Here is a 23,146-nt window from a genome sequence, read left to right as displayed (position 1 = left end):
GGAGGGTGCTTTCCTATGTTTCGTTCTTTTTTGCGTGTTGGAGCTTGGTTTTTCTTCTTTTGTGTTTTTTCCCCTCTTTCCGGCCAACCGGCGAATGTTCCCTCTTTGAATCCTCAATCGTATGATTGGTCCCTGTGGCAGAAGCAACTGCAAGGTTCGTATTCCGTCGCGAACAACCAGCATTCCGTAGCGGGTTGGGACGGTTTGGTTCTGCAAGGTTTCGGGGTTTTGCAGGCGGAATGGGAAGCCCAGGTTCAGGCGGAGATCAACGCAAAGGTTTCGAGCATTCACTCCCAGGACAGTTTTCAGAGCGTTCAGGATTATCGGAATTATGTGTACGACGCTTTGGAGAGTCAGGCCTCGTCTCTTTTGACGCAATGGCAGGCGGATGCCGAAGTGTCCATCCAACTGAACAGAGATCATTTTTTGTCGAGCAATTTCGGCGCGGGCCAAGCTCAGTTGGCCTCGATGGAAAATTCTTTTTCGAAGGAATTCCAGGATTTCCTTTCGGGGAGTCCCTTGAACTTAGGTTCCAATCCTCTTTCGAATCCGTTTTTGTCCGGCTCTCAGAATTCTTTGCAGCAGTTGGAGCAGAACTGGTCCGCTCAGTTCCAGGCGAACGTGCAGAACGGTTTGTTGAATTACCAACAGGCTCTTCTGGCACTGAACCAGGATTATGCGAATCTTTTGAACCAGGTGAATTCCACGGAAGCGAAGTACCAGGCGTACATGCAACAGATCCTTTCCTACGAATCCAGCGTTAAGGATCAGGTGAAGCAGACCATGGACGGGTACCAGCAATTCCTGAACGGTACGGATCTTTTTTGGAATACCGCAAACGTTCTCTTTGATTCCAAGGCGGGGGCTTTTGTTTCTTCTCCGGCTTGTCCTTCCGGAGACGTTTGTTCGGATTTTCTGTACGACGTGTCTTCGAGGCAATTTTCTTCCTCGTGTGCGTCCGGGGACGTTTGCATTTCCCTTCGATACGATTCTTCCACCCAGCAGTATCTCTCCGCGGTTTGTCCGAGTGGAGGGGATTGTTCCTCGAATCCTTCCAAGAATTTTTCCGTCCGGACGTCCTTGAACGCGGACGGGAAGGCTTTCCAAAATGTGATCAACAATATCGAGTCCGCGATCACGCAAGGGTTGACTTCTTTCGGGATCTTTGACGCAACTTCCGGTCAGTTAGTGAATTACCCCCAGTCCTGCGTAAACGTAGGTAGTGTTTGTAGCCAAGGTCAGTTTGATGTTACCTCTTCTAAGTTTCTATCTGGCTCCTCTTGTCCGGCGGGCCATTCCTGTTATTCCGCGGTGGTGGATCTGTCGGATCCTTCCGCGCCTACGGGTTTGTATGTTGCGTCTTCCTGTCCGAGTGGGGATCCGAATTGCGTTGTCTGTCCGTCCACGAACGGTGTTCCGGACTCTTGCCGGATCCAATCCTTCGAGGCGTCTTTGGTGTATGCTTCGAATGCGATGTCCTCTTTTTTTGCAAGAGAGCAAGGGATTTTTAATACTCAGTTGAACTCGGTCCTGTACGGCGGGGCCGGGATCGGGGGGAGCCAGTCCTTGGGTTTGGGTTTTGATCCATTCAACCATTCCATCAAGCCTTCTCACAGTAGTTCGAGTTTGTACATCACGACCGATGATTTTTTGAGCGCAAAGGACGATCTTTCCCGGAGGACGGGTCTTGTGGGTCTGGCTTGGGAGATCGTGGATTTTCTTTCCGGCAAGATCAGCGGGACGGATTTTCAGAATTGGCTGATGAGCGCGTACTCCGCGGGTACGAGTAGTGTCTGCTCGACGACTCCCACGGTCTCAGGGGATTCCTACAATTCGAACGACTTCAACGAGGGTTGTTTGGGGCAGGCCATCTCGGGGATCGCTCCGGGTGTGATCGTGGATGCGGTGAGTAAGCAAGGGACGGATCTTGTTGCGTTTAACGATCGTAGTTATGTGGGGAACAGCTACATGATCACGGAAGGCGGTCCCAACAACTGGAACATGGACCCGGCATATTGTCACGACTGGTTGGGTTGTTTCTTTGATCCTGCAGGTAAAGTCCCTGCGATCGGCGGTGCGAACCAATTCTTCCAGAACAATCCCACGATCGGGAGTCCTTACGGGAATAACTTCTACAATTATACGGAAGACCAAGCCGGGGTGACCCCTTGGGGGCCCGTTTTGTCCAACACTACGATGCAGGAGGATTCCATCGGGATCTTTCTGAACTATCATACTTCCGATCTGAACGGTCACGGGAACGCGGTGACTTGGCAGGCGGCTTTGAACCAACTCAACCAGTTTGCGACCAACTGGCAGAACAATGCGGTTCCTGCGATCCTGAATTGGTCGGCTCAGGTGAGCAATTTTCAATTCCAGTATTCCACCTGGCAGCAGACGGAGGCGGGATTGTTGTCCCAGGCGCAGTCCCAATATTCTTCTTCCTTACTGGTCCTTCAGAAGAGCGAGTTGTCTTGGCTCTCCCAGATGAACGATCTACAAACGAAGGTGAACGGTGAGTTTGCGGCTGCGAATTCCAAACTTCAAAATTCCCAAGGGCAAACGGACGCGAATTTGGTGGCGAGGGAATTGTTTGCCCGTTTGAATTTCGGGTCTTCCGGCGCGGAGCTTTCCTCCATTCCGAGAGAGTTTAACTCGTCGGAGAATCCGTTTGCGGGTAAGAACTCCGTCTTGGACGGGATCGATCCGGGGCACGGTCTTCCGAATTTCGACCTTCTTTCCAAGTTTTCCGGGGAGTTCGGGAGCGCTGCGACAGGGATGGGGAATCTGTCCCTTCTTTCCTCCACGAACAACGCGATCGTGAATGCGAGGGCGAGTTATATGCAGGATCTTGCGGCTTCCTTGCGGTCGGAGAGGTCGTTTACACAGAACGGTGAGGCGGATCTTTTGAAGGATCACGGGAAGTTGTCCACAAAGGATGTGGACGGTCACACGTATCTTACGGACGAGCGGGGGTTTTTCGTTTCTTGCAGCGGGGGTTCCTGCACTTCCTGCGGCGTGGATCCTACGAAATGTAACGGAGGGGCCGCGACGGAGTTGGGCGCTTTTATCCAGAGCGTTTGCGGGGAGAAGATGGATTCCTGCAACCAGTATACTAGATTCAAATATTCGAATGTGAGCTACGACAAGAGCACGGATTCCATCTCCATGGACGAGTCGGTCTATACGGGTTCCGCTTCCGCTTCGAGTCCGGGTTGTAACGGGAACGCGATGGACGCGGGATCTTACTGCTTCGGTACGGCGACCCAGCATGTCACGATCAACGCTCCGGTTTTTTCTCTCGGCGGAGGGGCCAACAGTTTCGGGAATCTTTTCGATGCAAATCCGGATCACCACGAAGGGGACGTTCTTTCTTCGTTTATCAGCCGTAGTTTTGCGAGCATGAGCAATTTCTTTGCGAACAGCGCGTATTCGGGAGCGATTTTATCCAAGTTGAACGCTTTGGAAACCGCGAACAATTACAACCTCCAAGCGGCCGGGAATAGCGCGAGCGCTCAGGCGCAGTCCGCAAACTTCATAGCGGACGCTATAGACATGATGGTTTTGCACAAGGGTGGCGTTCAGGATTTTATCAAGAAGGAAACCCATAATCTGGTGAACGGGATGGTGGCCACCGCTCTCGCGAACACCTTCCATCTCACTCCGGACGAGGCGGCTTTTGCGGCCGGGATGTATATGGACCAACAGGCGTACAAGAAGGCGGAGAATCATTTGGGTTTCTTGAACAAGGTAGATTCGTTTTTAAAATCGATTCCGATCTTGGGGACTTCCGTCGATCTTGCGTTCCGGTCCGGGGTGGGTCTGACTCATGCGGACGACCTACGCGCCATCCGCCAATGGAAAGATGATCGTTATGCGACATACGGTTTTATCGCGACGGAGATCCTGAAATCGGAGAATGCGACTCCGGAACAGATCGTGATCGTGAGCCAGGCTGTGACTTCTTTTTTCCGCATGAAGGACGCCAAGGAAGAATTGGGGATGAGAGGGAATCTTTTGTCCTTGTCTCGGATGCAGGGGATGTTCCGCGCCTTCGACGCTTCTCTGAACGGGATAGGAGGAGAGTTGTACGGAGGCCTGTTGAAATTCGGTAGTCATGGGTTGCAGCAAGGGCATTTGATTTCCGCAAGAGAGGAACAGAAATTCGACCGGGATCTCCGGTCCACGATCGACGACCTGAAGATGGTATATGACAAAACCGCGATCAAGCAGTGGCAGAGCGCTCAACTCCAACTGATCCGGGAGGCGACCGTCGCGTACGGTACCCGGCAAGGGATGGATCCTCAATCCGTGCAGAATATCGCGAATGCAGTTGCGGAAATGGTGGGGAGACAACAGGCGAAGGCGGAATTGAACAAACTGCATTTTACGGAAGACGTGCTGACCACTGTCTTGCCGATCCTCCCGAGCTCTTACTTGGATCGGCAGGTTTTTAAGGGCGGCTTTTCGATCATGGAAGCAAAGGCGTTTCGTGGAGTTCTGTTATCCATGGTGGATATCGGTAGATCGATGGGATTCTTTTCGAAATCTCAGGCCAAGGATTTTTACCAACAAACGTTAGGTTGGTCGAATTCCTTTACCGGAGCCACCCTGGAAGCTCAGGCCCACCAAGGATCTATGGACAAGTATTGGTGGAAGCAACAAGAACGAAATGTTGTATTCGATTTTTTGAGCAAGCTCCTAGATCCGAACGGTAATCCGGCGGAACAACAGGGAGTTGCGGCAGCTCTCAAATACTACTTCGACCAAAAGGAAGCGAAGAAACAGGCAAGAAAACAAAGACTGTTAGACATCCAACAAGGAATCGAATTCGCAGCAGCGGTGGCGTTTACGGTACTTACAGAAGGAGGAGGAAGCGAGACGATCACGAGCGTAACCGCCGAGGTCGCAAACGACGCGAAGGTTGTACAAGCTGGAGAAGAGATCGCGACGACAGCCGAGACAGCGACCCAGGTAGCAAAAGATACATCTTGGCTTAGGACGATCGCAGTGAGCCGGGATCTGTTCGAAGTGGGCGGGAACATGGCGAGACTTCAGTTAACGAACGGCCAACTGATCGCAGGAGCGGTGAGTACCGTCGGACAGACGTGGATCGGAGATGAGTTAGGAGGAACGAACGGAGCGGTCGCAGGACTGTTGAACGGAATCATCAGCACAGTGACAATGGGCTCGAACCTCCCGATGACAGGATTCGTGAGCTGGACACCTCACCAAAACAAAGACATTCTACTCGGAGAAGATGCGCAAGCAGGGGGCTGGGGAGGAGGATTCGCATTCGCTACAGATCGCCTTCCGTTAAACGCAGGATTGAGTTTTGCTCCGGGAAGTGGCGTAGACGTAAACGTGAACTACAACTTCAAAGGAGCGAACGGTGAAGGACTTGGCTTTGCAGGAGTGAATTACAACGCGAATAGCGGGAACGCGTCCGTCAGCGGAGGAGTGGATCTGTTCGGAAAGGATCCGGGGGCGAAGCACCACGGAGGACTCACAGCGAGCGTGAGTAAGGACGGAAGCGGCAGCATAGGTGGATACTACAACTACGGAGACGGAAGACTTCCCCCGAACCTGAGAGGCCACGGATTTACACTGAACTACTCCACAGACGGAAGACTGAACTTCAGCGGTCAGTTTAAAGGATCTACGGTCGCATCGGTAAATTATAATACTGCAACAGGAAGATTCGAGAAATTAGAAGGGAACATCAACTTCCAAAACGATCTGAACTTGGCATTCATCCAAGAACATGCGATCGAGAACTCTCAGAAAGGAACGAGCGTAGTAGCGGAGATGACTGGAAGACTACTCGTGGAGATGGGAGTGCTTTCCAAATCGGAATTCAGTGCGCTTCTTCGAGATCCGGAAGGTACAAACAAGATCAACGAACTCTTTGAATCCCGCAAAGCCAAACTAGATACCCAAGAGAAAAGAGATTTGTTCAAACTGCAATTGAAGACAGCAGGGGATCGACTGGGAGTCAAGATCGAATTCGAACCTTCTGCTACAGAGACATGGCAGAAGTTGACGAACCGGGTCCTGGGTGACGTGCTACTTGCCTTCGGTGGTGCGAACACGGGCTTGAGTGCAGTGGACACTGCGGAGAATACGTTTCGAACGAAGACGTGCTTTGAGGCGGAAACAGGAGTTTGGACTCCGAAAGGCAGAAGGTCTATCCAGTCCTTGAAAGTGGGAGAAGAAGTGTATTCGCTTAACGAAGAAACAGGGGAAATCGAGATCAAGAAGATCACGGAGACTTTTGTCCACAACGTGATGAGTATCCACAAGTTAAAGTATGAAAACGGCTCTTACTTAGGTTCTACCTGGAACCACCCGTTTGGAATACTAAATCCAGGATCCAGAACGAAAGAATCCGGCGTCCAGGGTACGATCTGGGCGAAGGTTGAGGACTTAAAACCGGGTGACAGAAGCATCACTAGAAGAAGCCTACAGAATGCGAAGTTGAAGAGAAGACTTGCAAACATCCCAGTGATCGCGGCATCTTTCGGAGACAGGTCTTGGATCAACGAAGAACTCAGTTCCAATTGGAAAGAAGAGAAGGAAGGAACTCTCCAAATCAGAGAGATCCAGGAGATTCGGAAGCCTGAGAAAGTATACAATCTGGAAGTGGAGAAGAACCATAGCTACTTTGTATTCGTTGGGGATGAGCCTGTGGTGGTACATAACTACGACGAGACGACCCAAGCAATCCTGAAAGATCCGAATCTAACACCCAAAGAGAAAATGGAAAAGCTACTTGCGCGAGAGTCGTTTACGTTTGAAGGCAAGACTTGGAATCGAGAAGAAATTACTCCGGAGAAGAAGGACGCAAAAGGCAAAATCATCCAAAGAAGAGAATTGGGATACGTCTCAGAAGAGAATCAGTATGGCAAGAAGGATACACTTACCTTCCGGGAAACAAAGGGAGGTAAAGTAGAAGCAGTCCAATTGCAGGAGGGAGGGAACTTAGGGAAGTATTATAAAGAGATTAAGAAATACAACGAGAGGCTCGAACAGATAACGGGTAGGGACAAGATCTACGGGAACTTACCTACATTCGAAGAGAATCCCCAGTTTTATCGAGACGAGGCGCGTGTCGGCTTAAAGAAACATGGAATAGAAGTACCTTTAACAGCAGATGCTAATGGAAATAAATCCTTTAAATTTGTGATTCCTGATGGGCAGGGGAATTATTCAAGCTCAGACGTTCCGAGTCGCATGATAGAGACGGATGGAGGTGTGCTTTTAATCGACAGACCAAACCATTCTCAACTGGGAGCGAATTATCAAGGAGAGACAGTCGAGAATACGAACAAGAATGGAACTAAGATCGTAAAGAATAAAGTACACGACGGTCCTGGGAGTATATTCGATCCGAAACCGGTATTCGATACACAGATTTGTAATTCAAGTACGCTTGCAACGGACCTACAATCCCAGGGATTTAAGATGACACCCGAAGAAGTGAAGAAATACGGGCGAATGGAAGTGATGATAGCTCGGGATTTGGCAGATTATGGTAAGACTGTGGTTCGTACTTTGGAAGACGGGAGTAAGATTTACGGTGTGAAACCATCAGGATTAACGTATGAGGAAAGAATGAAAGTGCTGAATAAGAGAGGGTTTGAACTTGATTCGGCCTTTGAGATTAATACGGAATCAGTCGCAGAAAAGCCGGATGTGAATTACTTTGATGGGGCAAATGATGAACGCTATAAAGCAAGACTTGCCGAATATCGCGAAGCAATAGTAAACTCCAGTAAAACGACCGAACTTTACAAATATATCATAAGCGAACTTCGGAAGGGTAAGGTTGTGAACGTAGGAGGGACTTTTGCGGGGCTGGAGCACATGTTTGATATCATAGGATATGACAAATATGGCTTTATCATTCAAGATCCGTTTGGGAATTTGAACAACGGTTATTATTCGGATTCGGATGGGAGTTACGTTCGTTACCGGTATCGTGATCCTAGAATGGTGATCCAGCATTCGTTTACGACGAGGAAGAAGAAATAGGAGACAGCAGTGAAATACTTTAAGCATATACTATACATAGGATTAGTAATTTGTTCATCCGGGTTATTTGCTCAAGAAGACATCTACGAAAGGGATTGTTTTAGTGAGAAGAATAACGTTAGTTTAAAACAACTGAAGAATCTCCGTCCCTATGATGAATATCCCATGAGGATGGTGACATCTTCTTCTGCGATTAAAGCTAATGGGATGAGTTGGTCTACTTCATATTTTCCGAATCCGTTTCATAGACCTCTTGCCAAAACAAGACCGAAAGGAGATCGAAAAGCAGAAGTGGAATGGGTAAAAGGTACATGTAACTTTACCGCTTTTCGAGTACAAGATAAATGGTCAGATACTTTCTGGTGTACGGCAGAAGGGCTTGGAGTCGGCGAGGTCGTGGCTAGTTTAATCGATCTAGACCACGATTATTTTCAAATTATTCCAGGCTATTACCAAGGAGAAATGAAAGGTTTTCTTTCATATTCCCGTCCTCATGAGATCGACGTCCATTATTTGGTGCCTAAAGTAGTGGGTCGAGGAGATGGTAGCGGAACAATTGTGGGAGATTTTGTGTATCTTGGAAAACAGAGAGTAGAACTTCCGAATAAACCCGGCTACCAGAAAATCCAGATGAGGAATTACAAAGAGATATTAGATTTCGCAAACAAAAATAAGAAACTCCGAGGGAGCGGAAACTATATCGTAGTCGCGATCGAATTCATTTCGATTTACGAAGGAAACGATCCAAAGCTAAAAGAACATACCTGTGTGAGCGAGATTACAAACTTTTTAAAGGATTCCGAATACGAGAAATACAATAATCTAAAGTAATCCGATGAGATCCTCACTCACAACTCCGCGAAGGATCGAACCGTGGTCAAGTTATTGGGGGGTGAAGGAAGTTTTGCTATTTCAAAAGAGCGCAATAACTTGACCGAAGGCGAGAGCCTGACCCGAGACTGGAAACGTGAAAGTATTAGAATAAAGGAAAATGCGAGGGGCGCGGCCAAAGGAGGAGAAGCAAAGAAACAGGCAAGAAAACAAAGACTGTTGGACATCGAAGAAGGAATCGAATTCGCAGCAGCGGTGGCGTTTACGGTACTCACAGACGGAGCGGGAAGCGAGACAATCACGAGCGTGACCGCCGAGGTCGCAAACGACGCGAAGGTAGTACAAGCAGGAGAAGAGATCGCGACGAGTGCAGAGACAGCGGCCCAGGTAGCAAAAGATACATCTTGGTTAAGAACCATCGCAGTGAGCCGGGATCTGTTCGAAGTAGGCGGGAACATGGCGAGACTTCAGTTAACCAACGGCCAACTGATCGCAGGAGCGGTGAGTACCGTCGGACAAACTTGGATCGGAGATGAGTTAGGAGGAACAAACGGAGCAATAGCGGGACTGCTCAACGGAATCATCAGCACAGTGACAATGGGTTCGAACCTCCCGATGACAGGGTTCGTGAGCTGGACTCCTCACCAAAACAAAGACATTCTACTCGGAGAAGATGCACAAGCAGGGGGTTGGGGAGGAGGAGTAGCCATCGCTACGGATAGCCTTCCGTTAAACGCAGGGCTCTCCTTTGCTCCGGGAAGTGGCGTAGACGTAAACGTGAACTACAACTTCAAAGGAGCCGGCGGAGAAGGACTTGGCTTTGCAGGAGTGAACTATAACGCAGGAAGCGGAAACGCATCCGTCAGCGGAGGAGTGGATCTGTTCGGAAAGGATCCGGGGGCGAAACACCACGGAGGACTCACAGCGAGCGTGAGCAAGGACGGAACCTCAAGCATAGGTGGATACTACAACTACGGAGACGGAAGACTTCCCCCAAATCTACGAGGCCACGGATTCACACTGAACTACTCTACAGACGGAAGACTGAACTTAAGCGGTCAGTTTAAGGGATCTACGGTCGCATCGGTCAACTACAACACACAAACAGGAAGATTCGAGAAGTTAGAAGGGAATATCAACTTCCAAAACGATCTGAACTTAGCATTCATCCAAGAACATGCGATCGAGAATTCTCAAAAAGGAACGAGCGTAGTCGCGGAGATGACTGGAAGACTCTTGGTGGAGATGGGAGAACTCTCCAAATCGGAACTGAGCGTTCTTCTCAGAGATCCGGAGGGTACAAACAAGATCAACGAACTCTTTGAATCCCGCAAAGCCAAACTGGATACGCAAGAGAAAAGAGATTTGTTCAAACTGCAACTGAAGACAGCAGGAGATCGACTCGGGGTCAAAGTTGAATTTGAACCTTCTGTGACAGAGACTTGGCAGAAGTTGACGAACCGGGTTCTGGGTGACGTGCTACTCGCCTTCGGTGGAGCGAACACTGGCTTGAGTGCAGTGGACACTGCGGAGAATACGTTTCGAACGAAGACGTGCTTTGAGGGTAGTCAGGAAATTTGGACGGTAAAAGGATACAGAAGGTTAAACGAACTAAAATCCGGAGACAAGGCATATACGTTAAACGAAGAGACAGGTGAAATCGAGATCCAGGAGATTGAAGAGGTGATCACGCACAATGTGAAGGTAGTCAACAAACTTCGTTATGGGAACGGAGGAATTGTGACGACAACTTGGAACCACCCATTTGCCATCTTAAACGCAGGAGAAAGAAGTAAGAATTCAGGAGTCGCCGGAGACGTATGGGCGAAGGCAGAAGACTTAAAACCCGGAGATAGAAGCATTACGAAACAGAGTATCCAGAGAGCCCGAATGAAATCGAGATTGAAAAAGACCCCTGCTTTGACGGAGAGACTTGCATACGCGTCTATTGCGCTCCAAGGGAATCCGTTTAACGGCGTAGTAGAAGCGAATTGGAAAACTGAAGTAGAAGGAACACTCGAGATAGAAGAGATCCGTGAAGTCAGAGAGAACGAGAAGGTGTACAACCTTGAGATGTCCGGGAATCACAACTATTTTATCCGGATCGGGAATGACCTTGCACTGGTTCATAACTATGATGAGACGACTCAAGCAATCCTGAAAGATCCGAATCTAACACCCAAAGAGAAAATGGAAAAACTACTTGCCCGAGAGTCTTTTACCTTTGAAGGCAAGACTTGGAATCGAGAAGAAATTACTCCAGAGAAGAAGGATAAGAACGGCAAAATCATCCAAAGAAGAGAATTGGGATACGTCTCAGAGGAGAACCAGTATGGCAAGAAGGATACACTTTCTTTCCGTGAAACAAAGGGAGGTAAAGTAGAAGCAGTCCAGTTGCAGGAAGGAGGGAACTTAGGGAAGTATTATAAAGAAACGAAGACATTTGATGAGAAGTTTCGCCAACTTACCGGTAGAGACAAAGTGTACGGAAATACTCCCGATTTCAAAGAGAACCCACAATACTATCGAGACGAAGTTCGTATAGCGTTGAAGGATAAAGGAATAGAAGTTCCGTTGATAACAGATGTTAATGGAAAGAAATCCTTTAAGTTTGTAAATCCGGATGGAAAAGGAACAATCACTTCTAGTAAATCCGTTACATCGATGATAGAGACTGACGGAGGAATACTTCATATAGATGGACAAAGTCACTCTCAATTAGGGGCGAATTATCAAGGAGAAACCTATAACGGTAAACCTAAAGTACATGATGGTCCTGGAGGGATTTTCAGTTCGAACCCTGTGTTAGACACCCATATCTGTAATTCGAACACATTGGCTATGGATTTGCAGGCGAGAGGATTCAAAATGACTCCGGAGCAGATGCAAAAATACGGTCGTCTTGAGGTCATGATTGCAAGAGACTTGGCGGACTATGGGGCAACATTAAATCCTCCTTTGAGGCCCTCTCAACTGGATTACGTTCAGAAAATGAAAGTCATTTCAGAAAAATACGGATATGAACTAAATCGTAGAGAGGGTGGTAAGGCTAACAAATTCGAATTCTCTCATAAGAACGTCGCTGAAGAACCCGACCCTAATTTTTACGGTGGCAAGGATACGGAAGATTATAGGTCTGCAGTAATCGGGTATAAGAAATCAATTAACGAATCTCCTCAAATGAAGCAACTTTTTGAATATATCAAGCATGAATTGAGAAAAGGAAATCGTGTGATTATTGGTGGAAAATTAGGTCCATACGCGCACATGGTTACGGTTGTTGGCTATGACAAACATGGATTCATTGTCCAAGATCCATTAGGGGATTTGAATGCAAATTACCACTCCGGAGATGGGAGATACAACCGATACAGATATAACGATCCAAGGTTCCTCCCGGATCACGGATTTGTGACCAGTAAGAAAAAATAATATTGTAAAATAAGGTCCAGCATTAAAAGTTCGGATATGGTTGAAATATGAGCATTTATAGACGTTTATCATGGATTTCCTTGATTCTTGGAGTATGGATATTTTATGGCCCCCTGTTTCCACAAGAATACATATATGAGAAGGATTGCTTTAGTATTAAAAATAATGAGTCCTTAAAAGGTTTATCTATGCTAAGGCCCTATGATTTGTTTCCGGCTCGACTCGTTGCATCTGATTCTGATGACAAATCTGAAGGCATGGCTTGGTCTACTTCGTACTTTCCGAATCCTTTTAATGTGCCTCTCCTAAAAGCGAGACCTAAAGGGGGAGAAAAAGAAATTGAATGGGTCAGGCAAACTTGCGCTTTTAACGCCTATCGAGTTCAAGATAAATGGTCTTCGACATTCTGGTGCACGGGACAAGGAAAAGCGATCGGAGAGGTGGTTGCAAGTGATATAGATATAGATCGTAGCATATTCTATATTCTTCCTGGAAACATACAGGGGAAATTCAAGAAATACTTTGCTTACTCACGACCACATGAAATCGATGTTCACTACTTGGTGCCAAAGAATGTAGGGAAGGGAGTGGGAAGAGGCACCATTTTTAGCGATTTTGTATATTTGGGTAAGCAACGAGTAGAACTTCCTGATAAACCCGGTTATCAAAAGATCGAGATAAAGAATTATAAGGAGATAGTGGAATTTGCCAATAAATTCAAAAATACTCGTTTGAGCGGAAATTACATAGTAGTCGCGATCGAGTTTATCTCTATCTACGAAGGAAACGATCCAAAGCTAAAAGAACATACCTGTGTGAGCGAGATTACAAACTTTTTAAAGGATTCCGAATACGAGAAATACAATAATCTAAAGTAATCCGATGAGATCCTCGCTTACAACTCCGCGAAGGATCGAGCCGGGGTCAAGTTATTGAATTGAAAAAGTAAATCCGGCTATTTCAAAAGAGAGCGCAATAACTTGACCGAAGGTGAGAGCCTGACCCGAGAGTAGAAACATGAAGGTATCGTAATAAAGGAAAATGCGAGGGACGCGGCCAAAGGAGGAGAAGCGAAGAAACAGGCAAGAAAACAGAGACTGTTGGATTTAGAACAAGGAATCGAATTCGCAGCAGCGGTGGCGTTTACGGTACTTACAGAAGGAGGAGGAAGCGAGACGATCACGAGCGTCACCGCCGAGGTCGCAAACGACGCGAAGGTAGTACAAGCAGGAGAAGAGATCGCAACCACTGCGGAGACAGCAGCCCAGGTAGCAAAAGACACATCTTGGTTAAGATCAATCGCAGTGTCCCGGGATCTGTTCGAAGTAGGCGGGAACATGGCGAGACTGCAACTCACAAACGGCCAACTGATCGCAGGAGCGGTGAGTACCGTCGGACAGACTTGGATCGGAGATGAGTTAGGAGGAACAAACGGCGCAATAGCAGGACTGTTGAACGGAATCATCAGCACGGTGACAATGGGCTCGAACCTCCCGATGACAGGATTCGTGAGCTGGACTCCTCACCAAAACAAAGACATCCTTTTAGGAGAAGATTCACAAGCGGGGGGCTGGGGAGGGGGAGTAGCCATCGCTACGGATAGCCTTCCGTTAAACGCAGGATTGAGTTTTGCTCCGGGAAGCGGAGTGGATGTAAACGTGAACTACAACTTTAAGGGAGCCGGCGGAGAGGGACTTGGATTTGCAGGAGTAAACTATAACGCGAATAGCGGGAACGCATCCGTCAGCGGAGGAGTGGATCTGTTCGGAAAGGATCCGGGGGCGAAGCACCACGGAGGACTCACAGCGAGCGTGAGTAAGGACGGAACCTCAAGCATAGGAGGATACTACAACTACGGAGATGGGAAACTTCCTCCGAACTTACGAGGTCACGGATTCACACTGAATTACTCTACAGACGGAAGACTGAACTTAAGCGGTCAGTTTAAAGGATCTACAGTTGCATCCGTAAACTACAACACACAAACAGGAAGATTCGAGAAGTTAGAAGGGAATATCAACTTCCAAAACGATCTGAACTTAGCATTCATCCAAGAACATGCGATCGAGAACTCTCAGAAAGGAACGAGCGTTGAGCCTCGCAAAAATTAAAATAACAGAATGAATCGAATACATAGCAGATAAGAAATGCTAAAATATTTAATATTTGAATCAAAGAAAATGCAAATCTGTATTTGTTGGTAAGATAAATAGCGACTTTAAAGAACTGATTCTCTGCTCCGAGCATAGCTCTTATGCATTCAGAATTCCGAATGTGACGGTTTAACCTTAGTTGTTAATTCAACTTACGCGACTTTTTCGTAGGAATAGGAATGATATAATCCGCCAAGAGCGGGAGTGGAAACGAGCTTTGCATCGGGCGGTCTTTCCAGAACAGGCGAAGGGACCGGAGTGTCCTTGTCCAGGGCTAAATGGGTTCGATGATGGTTGTAGAAGTGTATATATTCTTCTAAGCGCGTTCTGAGATGGTATTCGTTTGCAGGGATGAAAAAATCCAAGAATTCGTTTCTGCAAGTCTTAATCCATCGTTCTGCATAACAGTTTTGCCATGGAGAACGGGGAGAAGTTTTCTTGGGTTTAATTCCGATTCTTTGTAAATATTTTGTGAATCTCTTTCCGAAGAGAGGGTCGTTGTCGGAAAGAAAGTAATGAAAATTTTTTCCGCCTCTTTTTTTGACGGCACATTTCAGAACTTTTCTCATCCATTTGGTGGTAGGATTGGTATGGATGTCGAAATGTAAAATCTGCCTAGTTCCTATGTGAAGAAAGAATGCCACTCGAAAGATCTTTCTAAAATTAATGGAATAAACGGTGAGTGTATCCGAAACAACCATGGCATCTGCATGTAGAGAATAGAATTGTTTCCATAGAAGTCGTTTCTTCGGATCGGTCGGTCTCTTCGGGATGTATTTAGAGACAGTCCTTTCGGAAATGTCGTATCCGATTTTTTGTAGCAAGCCGTGAAGCTTTGTTGCTCCCCAGATTCGATTTTCTTTTGCGATCCTTCGAATGAGCTTGATTAGGGGCCATGGTACATTGGGTCGTCCGGTCTTTTTTCGTTTGGAAATCGTTGCCCAAAAAGTTTTAAATTTCTGCTTTCTCCAAGTGAGAAGGGTGTTGGGGGAAACGATAGCGAGATTCGTTTTCCAATCGTAGAGAACATAGGAAAGTAAAACGAGGGTTAGTCGTTGGAAAGGTTCGGTATGAAACTTTTTCGTTCTTCTTTTGTAGGCTACTATTTGGGTCTTTAGGAATAGGATTTGAAGTTCAGTTTGGGTTTCCGTTTTGCGCTGAGACAGGAAGTAAAATAGAAAGAAGAAGTTTGTCAGGAGGGATAACTTATAATACATTGTTGATTTCTTTAGTAAATATTCGCGTTGAGTGAGCAGGAGTTTTTTCGAAAATTGTAATCAATATGAATATGTATAAGATATATTTCGGACTTTCTCTATTATATGTCGCTTGGGGCATAAAGGTTTTAAAGAATTTTCTTAGATATTCCAAGGATCTATGATTTGTAGATTGGGAATGGGGTGGAAGTCTGTCGTATTTCTAGTAATTAGAACTAGATCGTGGATGATAGTCGTAGCCGCATGATCGCGTCAGGAGTTTTGATTTTGTGGTTTTGGCGAATTTGAATCGTTTTTTGAACAACGGTATCGTCGAGTGGAAAGATTCGAGCTTTTGAAATGAAGTTTTCGATACTGATAAGTTTTTCCTTTGTAGTCTTAGACCAACCTAATAGTTCTATCTGAGAGATGACAGATATGACAGGCGGAATTGTATCCAAAAAGGATGCACCAGAGATAGGGAGTTCATTCGCAAGATGATCGATAATCGCGTTGGTATCAAGGATGAATTTTAACTCCATTCGTTGCGGTCTATATTTACTTTTTTCTGTAGTTCGGTAGCGGTTTCTTTAGAGAGGGTGCCGCGAAAATCTTTCATGGTAACAGTGTTAACTGATTCTTCCTTCAGTTCGTCGATGGCATAGAGTCGAACTTCTATACTTTTTCCCACATAGCCTTCTGGAATAGAAAGATGGAGGTCGGTATTTTTAGGAGTGAGTCTTGTTCGAATCATTGCGTTTCTTACCTCAAGGTTCTTTAGCAAGTTCTTGTCTTACTTGAGCGTTCAATTCATCTATCTGGTCAATTTTAAACGTATGACAACTGACGATTGACTGAAAACCTACTGAGACCCCGAGGATCCTTTCCAGTATACATATACGAAGTTATAGTTTATAAACTATAACTTCAAGCATTTTAGTCATAAAAATTTGCAATTGAATTGGAATTCTTTAATAGGAAATAGCAAACTTCCCTGAGCCTAAAATTACTCTGCACTTGTCCTAAAGAATCTCCACGTAGGCCCCGCGAAGGATCGAGCCGTGGTCAAGTTATTGGGGGTTGAAGAAGATCGGTTAATCAAAGGAGAGCGCAATAACTTGACCGAAGGTGAGAGCCTGACCCGAGAGTAGAAACATGAAGGTATTAGAATAAACGAAAGTATTGAGGGGCGCGGCCAGAGAAAAGGGATCGAATTTGCGGCGGCGGTAGCGTTTACGGTACTTACAGAAGGAGGAGGAAGCGAGACAGTAGCGAGCGAGGCGACGAAAGTAGCGAACGAAGCGAAGGTTGTGCAAGCTGGAGAAGACGGCAGCTCAGGTTGCGAAGGCTAACGTCTTGGCTCCGTACAGTGGCAGTGTCGAGGGATCTGTTGCAAGTGGGCGCGAATATTCCTATCAATCAGGAATCACATATAAGGGGGAAAATCCTCCTCCTTCCGTTCTGAAATTCGTCGTTTGTCCTTGGTACAAACGACTCGCTAAAAGAAGAATTTCGTCACGATAGATATAAGCCCTTACGTCCATTTTCAAATCCGTTTCTTGTCCAGTGACGGACGTGATTCTCTTCGAAGGAGGGATGAATTCCTGGCCGATATATTCCCCTTGCACGATTTCCGAAAATTTATTCTTCGTTAATTTTCCTCCGAAATAAGCGGCCTTGCTTCCGAATCCCTCCTTCGGTTTGAAGAATATGCGCTTCCGGTTCTCCCAAAGTTGTTCCGCGTTCCCGGGGGTTACGATTTGTGATACAGGTACGGAAGCTTTCAGGATTTCCGCGTCCCTACGGTTCAGGCCTGCCCTTAAAAGGAATTCGTTATCGGAAAGAACGGACAAATTCGTCTTTCTGGCGAATACATCATAGTCGAGAGGATTCGGAGTTAGTACGACATTTCCGCGCTCCCAAGCTCTTCGAATAAAAGCGTTCGAGGATTCCGACAAATGAAAATCGGTCAGACGATTATAGATGAGATCGATTTTTCCACTTCCGAAGTACAGTTCGTCGTCGATCCTTTCTATCTGTCTCGGATCCAAGATTTCGGCATAAATTCCTTTCGACTTGAATAGATCACGGAAGAGTAGAAACTCCGGATATAAAAACTGATCGGACGGATTTTCGTCCACGATGGCGATAAAATTCGGAGTTCCGGTGCGGCCTTTGTCGTTCCATTCGCGAAGAAAAGAAGCGTAAAATTTTTCTTCTATCTCTTTCAAGGTCTCGGAGTTCGGCAATGCAAGATGGACCGCCTCGCAGCAACCGATCTGCGCTTCCAGAAGTTTTAACTGCAAAAAAGCGCCGCCTGCATTCGTATTGATTTCGATCAGTTTGGGACCTTCTTTGGCGATATGAAAGTCCAGGCTCAGAAATACTCCTCCCGATATATCCGGGTTTTTATCCTTTTCCGCGCAATCCGCTAACAGTAGGTTCTTTACTTTCGGAAGTCGGATCGTATTTCTGATCGCGGAAAGAATCTCCTGGATTTTCTTTTTCTCGGACGCATTGATAAACGAAGGAGTTTCGGAATAAAAGCGCTCGATCCCGTAATTCCCGTTTTCCGAGGAAGACCTCTTGCTGAGAATCTCTTTGTTCAAAGTGGAACAGGAACAGTGCTCGTTCAGCACTTCCGCTAAATTCGTCGGCATAGGCGTTTCTCCTTTACGTTGCGACATTCTTCATCACAAAAAGAAGCTCTCTCGCAATCGTTTCGCAAGTTTTTATATATTCCTCAAGAACTTGAGGTGTGCCATCGGACGATTTCGGATCGGGATAAGGAAGACTAATTCTGACTTCGGCTCCGGGAACAAACGGACAGGCTTCGTCCGCGGAAGAACATACCATAACCGCAATAAACTTTTTGCTCGGATTTACGACATCCGAATATAATTTCGAAAACGCGAGAATCGGTACATTGTTTTCTTTGTAGGAAACCCAATACCTCGGGTTATCTTCGGTATTCTTTTCTTTTTCGATTTTAAACCCTATTTCCGTAAGAGCTCGGACGGAGTTCGGATGGAAGGCGGTGATCTCCGTTCCTCCCGAATAGGAGCCTATCCCGGAAATTCCGAGATATTCCGCGCAGACTAAAGCGAACATTTGGGCGATTTGACTCCGTCGTGAATTGTGCGTACAAACGAAGATCATTTCCGAGTAACTCTGCCCGTTCCTCATTTCCCTGATCGACTTTGAAAATCGAAGTAAGTTCTCTTTTCGTTCTTGCGGTATTAGGGATTGTTCCGATTCCCTTGTCGCTATGAAATTCTTTATGGATTCGTATAGCGAGCTCATATCGCTTTTTCCTTAAGATAGAACTGATTTCGGAGTTTCTTTGCGATCTCAACTAGGAGAACAAGCACCGGAATCTCGACTAAAGGGCCGACGATTCCGACGAAGGCTTGTCCCGATGCCAGTCCGAACGTTCCGATGGCGACCGCTATCGCGAGTTCGAAATTATTTCCTGCAGCGGTAAAAGAGACCGCTATGTTTCTCGGATAATCCGCTTTGACCAGAATTCCTAGGCCGAAACTGAGGAAAAACATGATAACGAAATAGATCAGAAGAGGAACGGATATTTTCAGCACATCGAACGGTATATTAAGAAGCGAATCCCCTTTGAGGCTGAAAATGAATACGATCGTCAGGAGTAGAAAGATCAGAGTGATCGGAGAAATCGCGGGAAGGAATCGATTCGTCGTCCATTCCTCTCCCTTTACGCGAATACCGACGTTACGAATTCCCCATCCCAATAGAAACGGAATCCCCAGATAAATCAATACGCTAGATGCGATATCCCAGTAGCGGATTTCTAAGAACGAATTCGGAAGCCCCAATGTTCCCGGTAATATGCCCACAAAGAAATAGGCCAGACTGCCGTAGAGAAGAAGTTGAAAGATACTATTTAAAGCTACGAGACCGGCCGCGACCTCTCTGTCACCCTCCGCGAGATCGTTCCAAACTAAAACCATCGCGATACAACGAGCGATTCCGATCAGAATCAGTCCGACTCTATACTCCGGATTGTCCGGAAAGAAAAGGAACGCCAAACCGAACATCAATAAAGGTCCGACAATCCAGTTTAAAACGAGCGAATAAAAAATCAGATCCGTTCGGCCGAACGCTTTCGGGATTCTTAGGAAATTTACTTTCGCTAAAGGAGGAACCATCATGAAGATCAGACCGATCGCGATCGGCACATTCGTTCCTCCGAACTCGGATCTTCGGATCCATTCCACGGAGCCGGGAGACCAAGTGGCCAGGGCCATTCCGATTCCCATGGCGATAAAAATCCAAAGGGTGAGGAATCGATCTATAAACGATAATCGTTTTTCGGGAAGGGGTTTTTGATCCATTAATCGCTTTATCGCAATGTTGCGATTAATGTCAAATGAATTTACCGGCAGGAATTTTCGTTTTCGGGCATTCGGGAAAGTAGGGTATTGAAATAACCGCCGATTTCTTCCCAGACTTTCTTGTCGATACAGTAGCAGATCGAAGGTCCTTCGACGGTTCCTTGGAGAATCCCGACTTCTTTCAATGCCTTTAAGTGTTGGGAAATCGTAGCTTGGGCGAGTCCGAGTTCATCCACTAAATCCCCGCATATGCAGGCTTTTTTCTTTAGTACCGACTCTAGGATCGCTATTCGAGCCGGATGTCCTAAGGCTTTGGCGTAGGAGGCGATTTTATTCTGCCTTTTGTTGAATAGCTGAGTCTTTGTGATTCCCATCTCTTTTACCACACCAATGCGGCGGAAAAAGCCCGGGGAAGAAAGCGAATTTTATCAAGGCTTGCAACAAATGAGAAAACATAAGGAAGGTCGTACGGTCCTGTAGGGCAGTACTAGGCTCTTCTCCGGTGGCAGGAAGCGCCGGAAGGCACTAAGGGCCTGCCAAACCCTCTGCAGTTTGTTCTATATTCGGGTTATATGTCTATTTTTTGAACATATATTTATATTGAGTTTAAAAAATAGGCGAGTAATTTAAATTCTGCTTGTTTCTTGAAAGGGGGAATTCAGTCTTTCTGTCGAGAAGGAGGAGGTTTATGCTCCTAACGAATTACCAAACCGATTCTTTTTATGATGAGATGTTTTCTCCCGAGGGGGGGATTCGCCAAAGTTATCACATCTTGAAGTCCAGAATCGAGAGGATGGACGATAAGGAATTGTTTCGCCGCAAGTCTTCCGCGGAAAAAGCGCTCCTTTCTCTAGGGATTACGTTCAACGTCTACGGTGACGACGAGGAAGAGGAAAGGATCATGCCTTTCGATATCATTCCTAGAATCGTCACGGCTCACGAGTGGAGGAAATTGGAGGAAGGCTTGAAGCAGAGAATTCGGGCCTTGAATCTTTTCATCCAAGACGTCTATGGGGACGAAAAGATCATCCGAGACGGAGTGGTCCCCGCCGAGATCCTGTATAGCAGCACGGGATATCTGAAGGAATGCAAGGGAATCGTTCCTCCGAAAGGAACTTGGATTCATATCACCGGCACCGATCTGGTAAGAGACGGGGAGGGGAGAATGCTCGTCCTCGAGGACAATCTTCGCTGTCCGTCAGGAGTCTCTTATGTATTAGAAAATCGTGAAGTAATGAAGAAGACGTTCCCTGAACTTTTCGCGAGCCTGTCCGTCCGTCCGATTTACGACTATCCGATCCGATTGAGGGGAATGCTGGAGCGCGTCTCCGGAAAACCGAATCCGAGTATAGCCGTGTTGACTCCCGGCATATATAATTCCGCCTATTATGAACATAGCTTTTTGGCTTCTCGGATGGGAGTTCCGCTCGTGGAAGGGACCGACCTTTTAGTCAAGGACGATTATCTATTCATGCGAACGACCCGCGGCTTAAGGCAGGTTGACGTACTGTATCGCAGGATCGACGACATCTTTATGGATCCGAAAGTATTCCGAAAGGATTCTCTCTTGGGGGTTCCCGGAATTTTCGGCGCTTTCAAAAAAGGGAATGTTGCTTTGGCAAATGCCCCCGGAACGGGCGTGGCCGACGACAAGGTGATTTACTCTTTTGTCCCGGAGATCATCAGATATTATTTGGGAGAGGATCCGATCATTCCGAACGTTCCTACGTATCTCTGCTCCAGGGAAAAGGATCTGAGTTACGTACGTGAGAATATCGGTAACCTGGTGGTAAAAGCCGCGAACGGAGCCGGTGGATACGGAATGATCATAGGTCCGACGGCGAGTCGAAGGGAACAACAGGAATTCTTGGCTAAGATCGATGCGGATCCTAGGAATTATATCGCCCAACCCGTACTCAGTCTTTCCCGCGTTCCCACTCTCGTGGAGGATAAATTGGAAGGAAGGCATGTGGACTTGCGCCCCTTCATACTATACGGGGAAGATACCTACGTTATGCCCGGCGGGTTGACTCGTGTCGCTTTGAGGAAAGGATCCTTGGTGGTGAATTCCTCCCAAGGAGGAGGTTCTAAGGATACTTGGGTGATGGGGCAGGAATAGGCGGATAGGTACCGGGGGAAAGATTCCCGGCAAGCGGAACCGAAGTAAAAAGAACAACTAGAGAGGTTTCCCATGCTGAGTAGAGTTGCGGAATCCGTGTACTGGATGAACAGATACATGGAAAGAGCGGAGAATTATTCCCGCTTTTTGGACGTAAATTTTCAACTTTCCTTGGATTTGAACGAGGACGCGAGCCGTCAGTGGATGCCCTTGGTTTATACCACGGGAGACAACGAGCTTTTTACCAAAAAATATTCCCATCCTACCAAGGAAAACGTGATTCATTTCATGAGCCTTGATACGGAAAATCCCAACTCCATCGTGAACTGTGTGCTCAGAGCCAGGGAAAATGCGAGGACGATCCGGGAGAATATCTCCACTCCCATGTGGGAAGTTATCAACGAGTTTTATCTGAATTTCAAGGCGAGGAAAAAATTCGAAGAATCGGATATGCCCGGTATCGTCGAGTTTTTCAAGTCGATCCGCAACCAATGTCTTCTGTTTTACGGTTGTCAGGAGGCCACGATTTCCCACGACGAGGTCTGGCACTTCGCACTTTTAGGAAGACTGCTGGAACGCGCCGATAAGACGACTCGGATTCTGGATATGAAATATTTCATTCTTCTTCCATCCCACGAGGAGGCGGGGGCCACCTTGGATCTGTTGCAATGGTTGTCTCTGCTCAAATCCGCGAGCGCTCACGAGATGTTCAACCGCTTCTATACCAGGATCACTCCTAAGAACATCGCTCAATTTCTGATTTTGGACAAACTTTTTCCGAGAGCCATCCGATTCTGTCTGAATCGGACTTTCGACAGTCTTAAGATATTGAGCGGTACGGATAAGGACTCGTATGCGAACGAAGTGGAGCGTCGCGTAGGACTTCTCTTATCGGAAATGAATTACGCCTCCATTGACGAAATTTTCGGTAGCGGTATGCATGAGTATCTGGATCGGCTTCAAATACGTTTGAACGGTATCGCCACGGAATTGGACGAAACTTATTTCAGGAATTAG

Annotated in this window: 13 protein-coding genes; 7 read left to right on the top strand and 6 right to left on the bottom strand. The window is 46.8% G+C overall.

The window, feature by feature from the left end:
- The first annotated feature begins 15 nt into the window (after positions 1-15).
- The 5 genes from EHO61_RS01765 (at position 16) to EHO61_RS01745 (ending at position 14,408) form a co-directional block, all read left to right on the top strand.
- Positions 16-8,034 carry a TIGR04388 family protein gene (locus EHO61_RS01765; RefSeq protein ID WP_167884783.1) on the top strand — a complete coding sequence of 2,673 codons (8,019 nt, stop codon included), beginning with the start codon at positions 16-18 and terminating at the stop codon, positions 8,032-8,034.
- Between the two features lie 9 nt (positions 8,035-8,043).
- Entirely contained in the window at positions 8,044-8,865 is an 822-nt protein-coding gene (locus EHO61_RS01760; RefSeq protein ID WP_135811928.1) for a hypothetical protein, read from the top strand.
- 99 nt (positions 8,866-8,964) lie between these two features.
- The gene (locus EHO61_RS01755) at positions 8,965-12,297 is read left to right on the top strand and encodes a TIGR04388 family protein (RefSeq protein WP_167884782.1); all 3,333 of its coding nucleotides are present in this window, start codon (positions 8,965-8,967) and stop codon (positions 12,295-12,297) included.
- Between the two features lie 47 nt (positions 12,298-12,344).
- Positions 12,345-13,175 (top strand): hypothetical protein, encoded by an 831-nt coding sequence (locus EHO61_RS01750; protein WP_135811926.1) that lies wholly within the window; start codon positions 12,345-12,347, stop codon positions 13,173-13,175.
- 147 nt (positions 13,176-13,322) lie between these two features.
- On the top strand, positions 13,323-14,408 hold the full coding sequence (locus EHO61_RS01745) for a TIGR04388 family protein (RefSeq protein WP_135811925.1): 1,086 nt from the start codon (positions 13,323-13,325) through the stop codon (positions 14,406-14,408).
- A gap of 194 nt (positions 14,409-14,602) precedes the next feature.
- Here the strand turns inward: EHO61_RS01745 and EHO61_RS01740 are convergent, their stop codons facing one another.
- The 6 genes from EHO61_RS01740 to EHO61_RS01710 form a co-directional block, all read right to left on the bottom strand.
- Positions 14,603-15,667, bottom strand: coding sequence for an integrase core domain-containing protein (locus tag EHO61_RS01740; protein ID WP_135811924.1), 1,065 nt, complete (start codon positions 15,665-15,667; stop codon positions 14,603-14,605).
- A gap of 511 nt (positions 15,668-16,178) precedes the next feature.
- A complete protein-coding gene (locus EHO61_RS01730) occupies positions 16,179-16,400 on the bottom strand; it encodes a hypothetical protein (protein ID WP_135811923.1) in 222 nt (73 codons plus the stop codon).
- Positions 16,401-17,061: 661 nt separating this feature from the next.
- Positions 17,062-18,306 carry a circularly permuted ATPgrasp domain protein gene (locus EHO61_RS01725; protein ID WP_135811922.1) on the bottom strand — a complete coding sequence of 415 codons (1,245 nt, stop codon included), beginning with the start codon at positions 18,304-18,306 and terminating at the stop codon, positions 17,062-17,064.
- Between the two features lie 13 nt (positions 18,307-18,319).
- Complete coding sequence (locus EHO61_RS01720; RefSeq protein WP_135811921.1) at positions 18,320-18,949, bottom strand: low molecular weight phosphatase family protein; 630 nt, start codon at positions 18,947-18,949, stop codon at positions 18,320-18,322.
- Positions 18,946-20,010, bottom strand: a complete 1,065-nt coding sequence (gene arsB / locus EHO61_RS01715) for an ACR3 family arsenite efflux transporter (RefSeq protein WP_135811920.1) — start codon at positions 20,008-20,010, stop codon at positions 18,946-18,948. Before arsB ends, EHO61_RS01720 begins: the two co-directional genes overlap by 4 nt.
- Positions 20,011-20,051: 41 nt before the next feature.
- Positions 20,052-20,384: an ArsR/SmtB family transcription factor gene (locus tag EHO61_RS01710; protein ID WP_135811919.1), complete on the bottom strand. Its 333-nt coding sequence runs from the start codon at positions 20,382-20,384 to the stop codon at positions 20,052-20,054.
- Between the two features lie 314 nt (positions 20,385-20,698).
- Here EHO61_RS01710 and EHO61_RS01705 point away from each other — a divergent pair, with 314 nt between their 5' ends.
- Both EHO61_RS01705 and EHO61_RS01700 read left to right on the top strand, forming a co-directional pair.
- Positions 20,699-22,129 (top strand): circularly permuted type 2 ATP-grasp protein, encoded by a 1,431-nt coding sequence (locus EHO61_RS01705; RefSeq protein ID WP_135811918.1) that lies wholly within the window; start codon positions 20,699-20,701, stop codon positions 22,127-22,129.
- Between the two features lie 72 nt (positions 22,130-22,201).
- On the top strand, positions 22,202-23,146 hold the full coding sequence (locus EHO61_RS01700) for an alpha-E domain-containing protein (protein WP_135811917.1): 945 nt from the start codon (positions 22,202-22,204) through the stop codon (positions 23,144-23,146).

The sequence above is a fragment of the Leptospira fluminis genome (assembly GCF_004771275.1).
Taxonomy (GTDB): Bacteria; Spirochaetota; Leptospiria; order Leptospirales; family Leptospiraceae; genus Leptospira_B; species Leptospira_B fluminis.
Note: the sequence above shows the minus strand (reverse complement) of the source record. Positions and strands in the feature narration are given on the sequence as shown.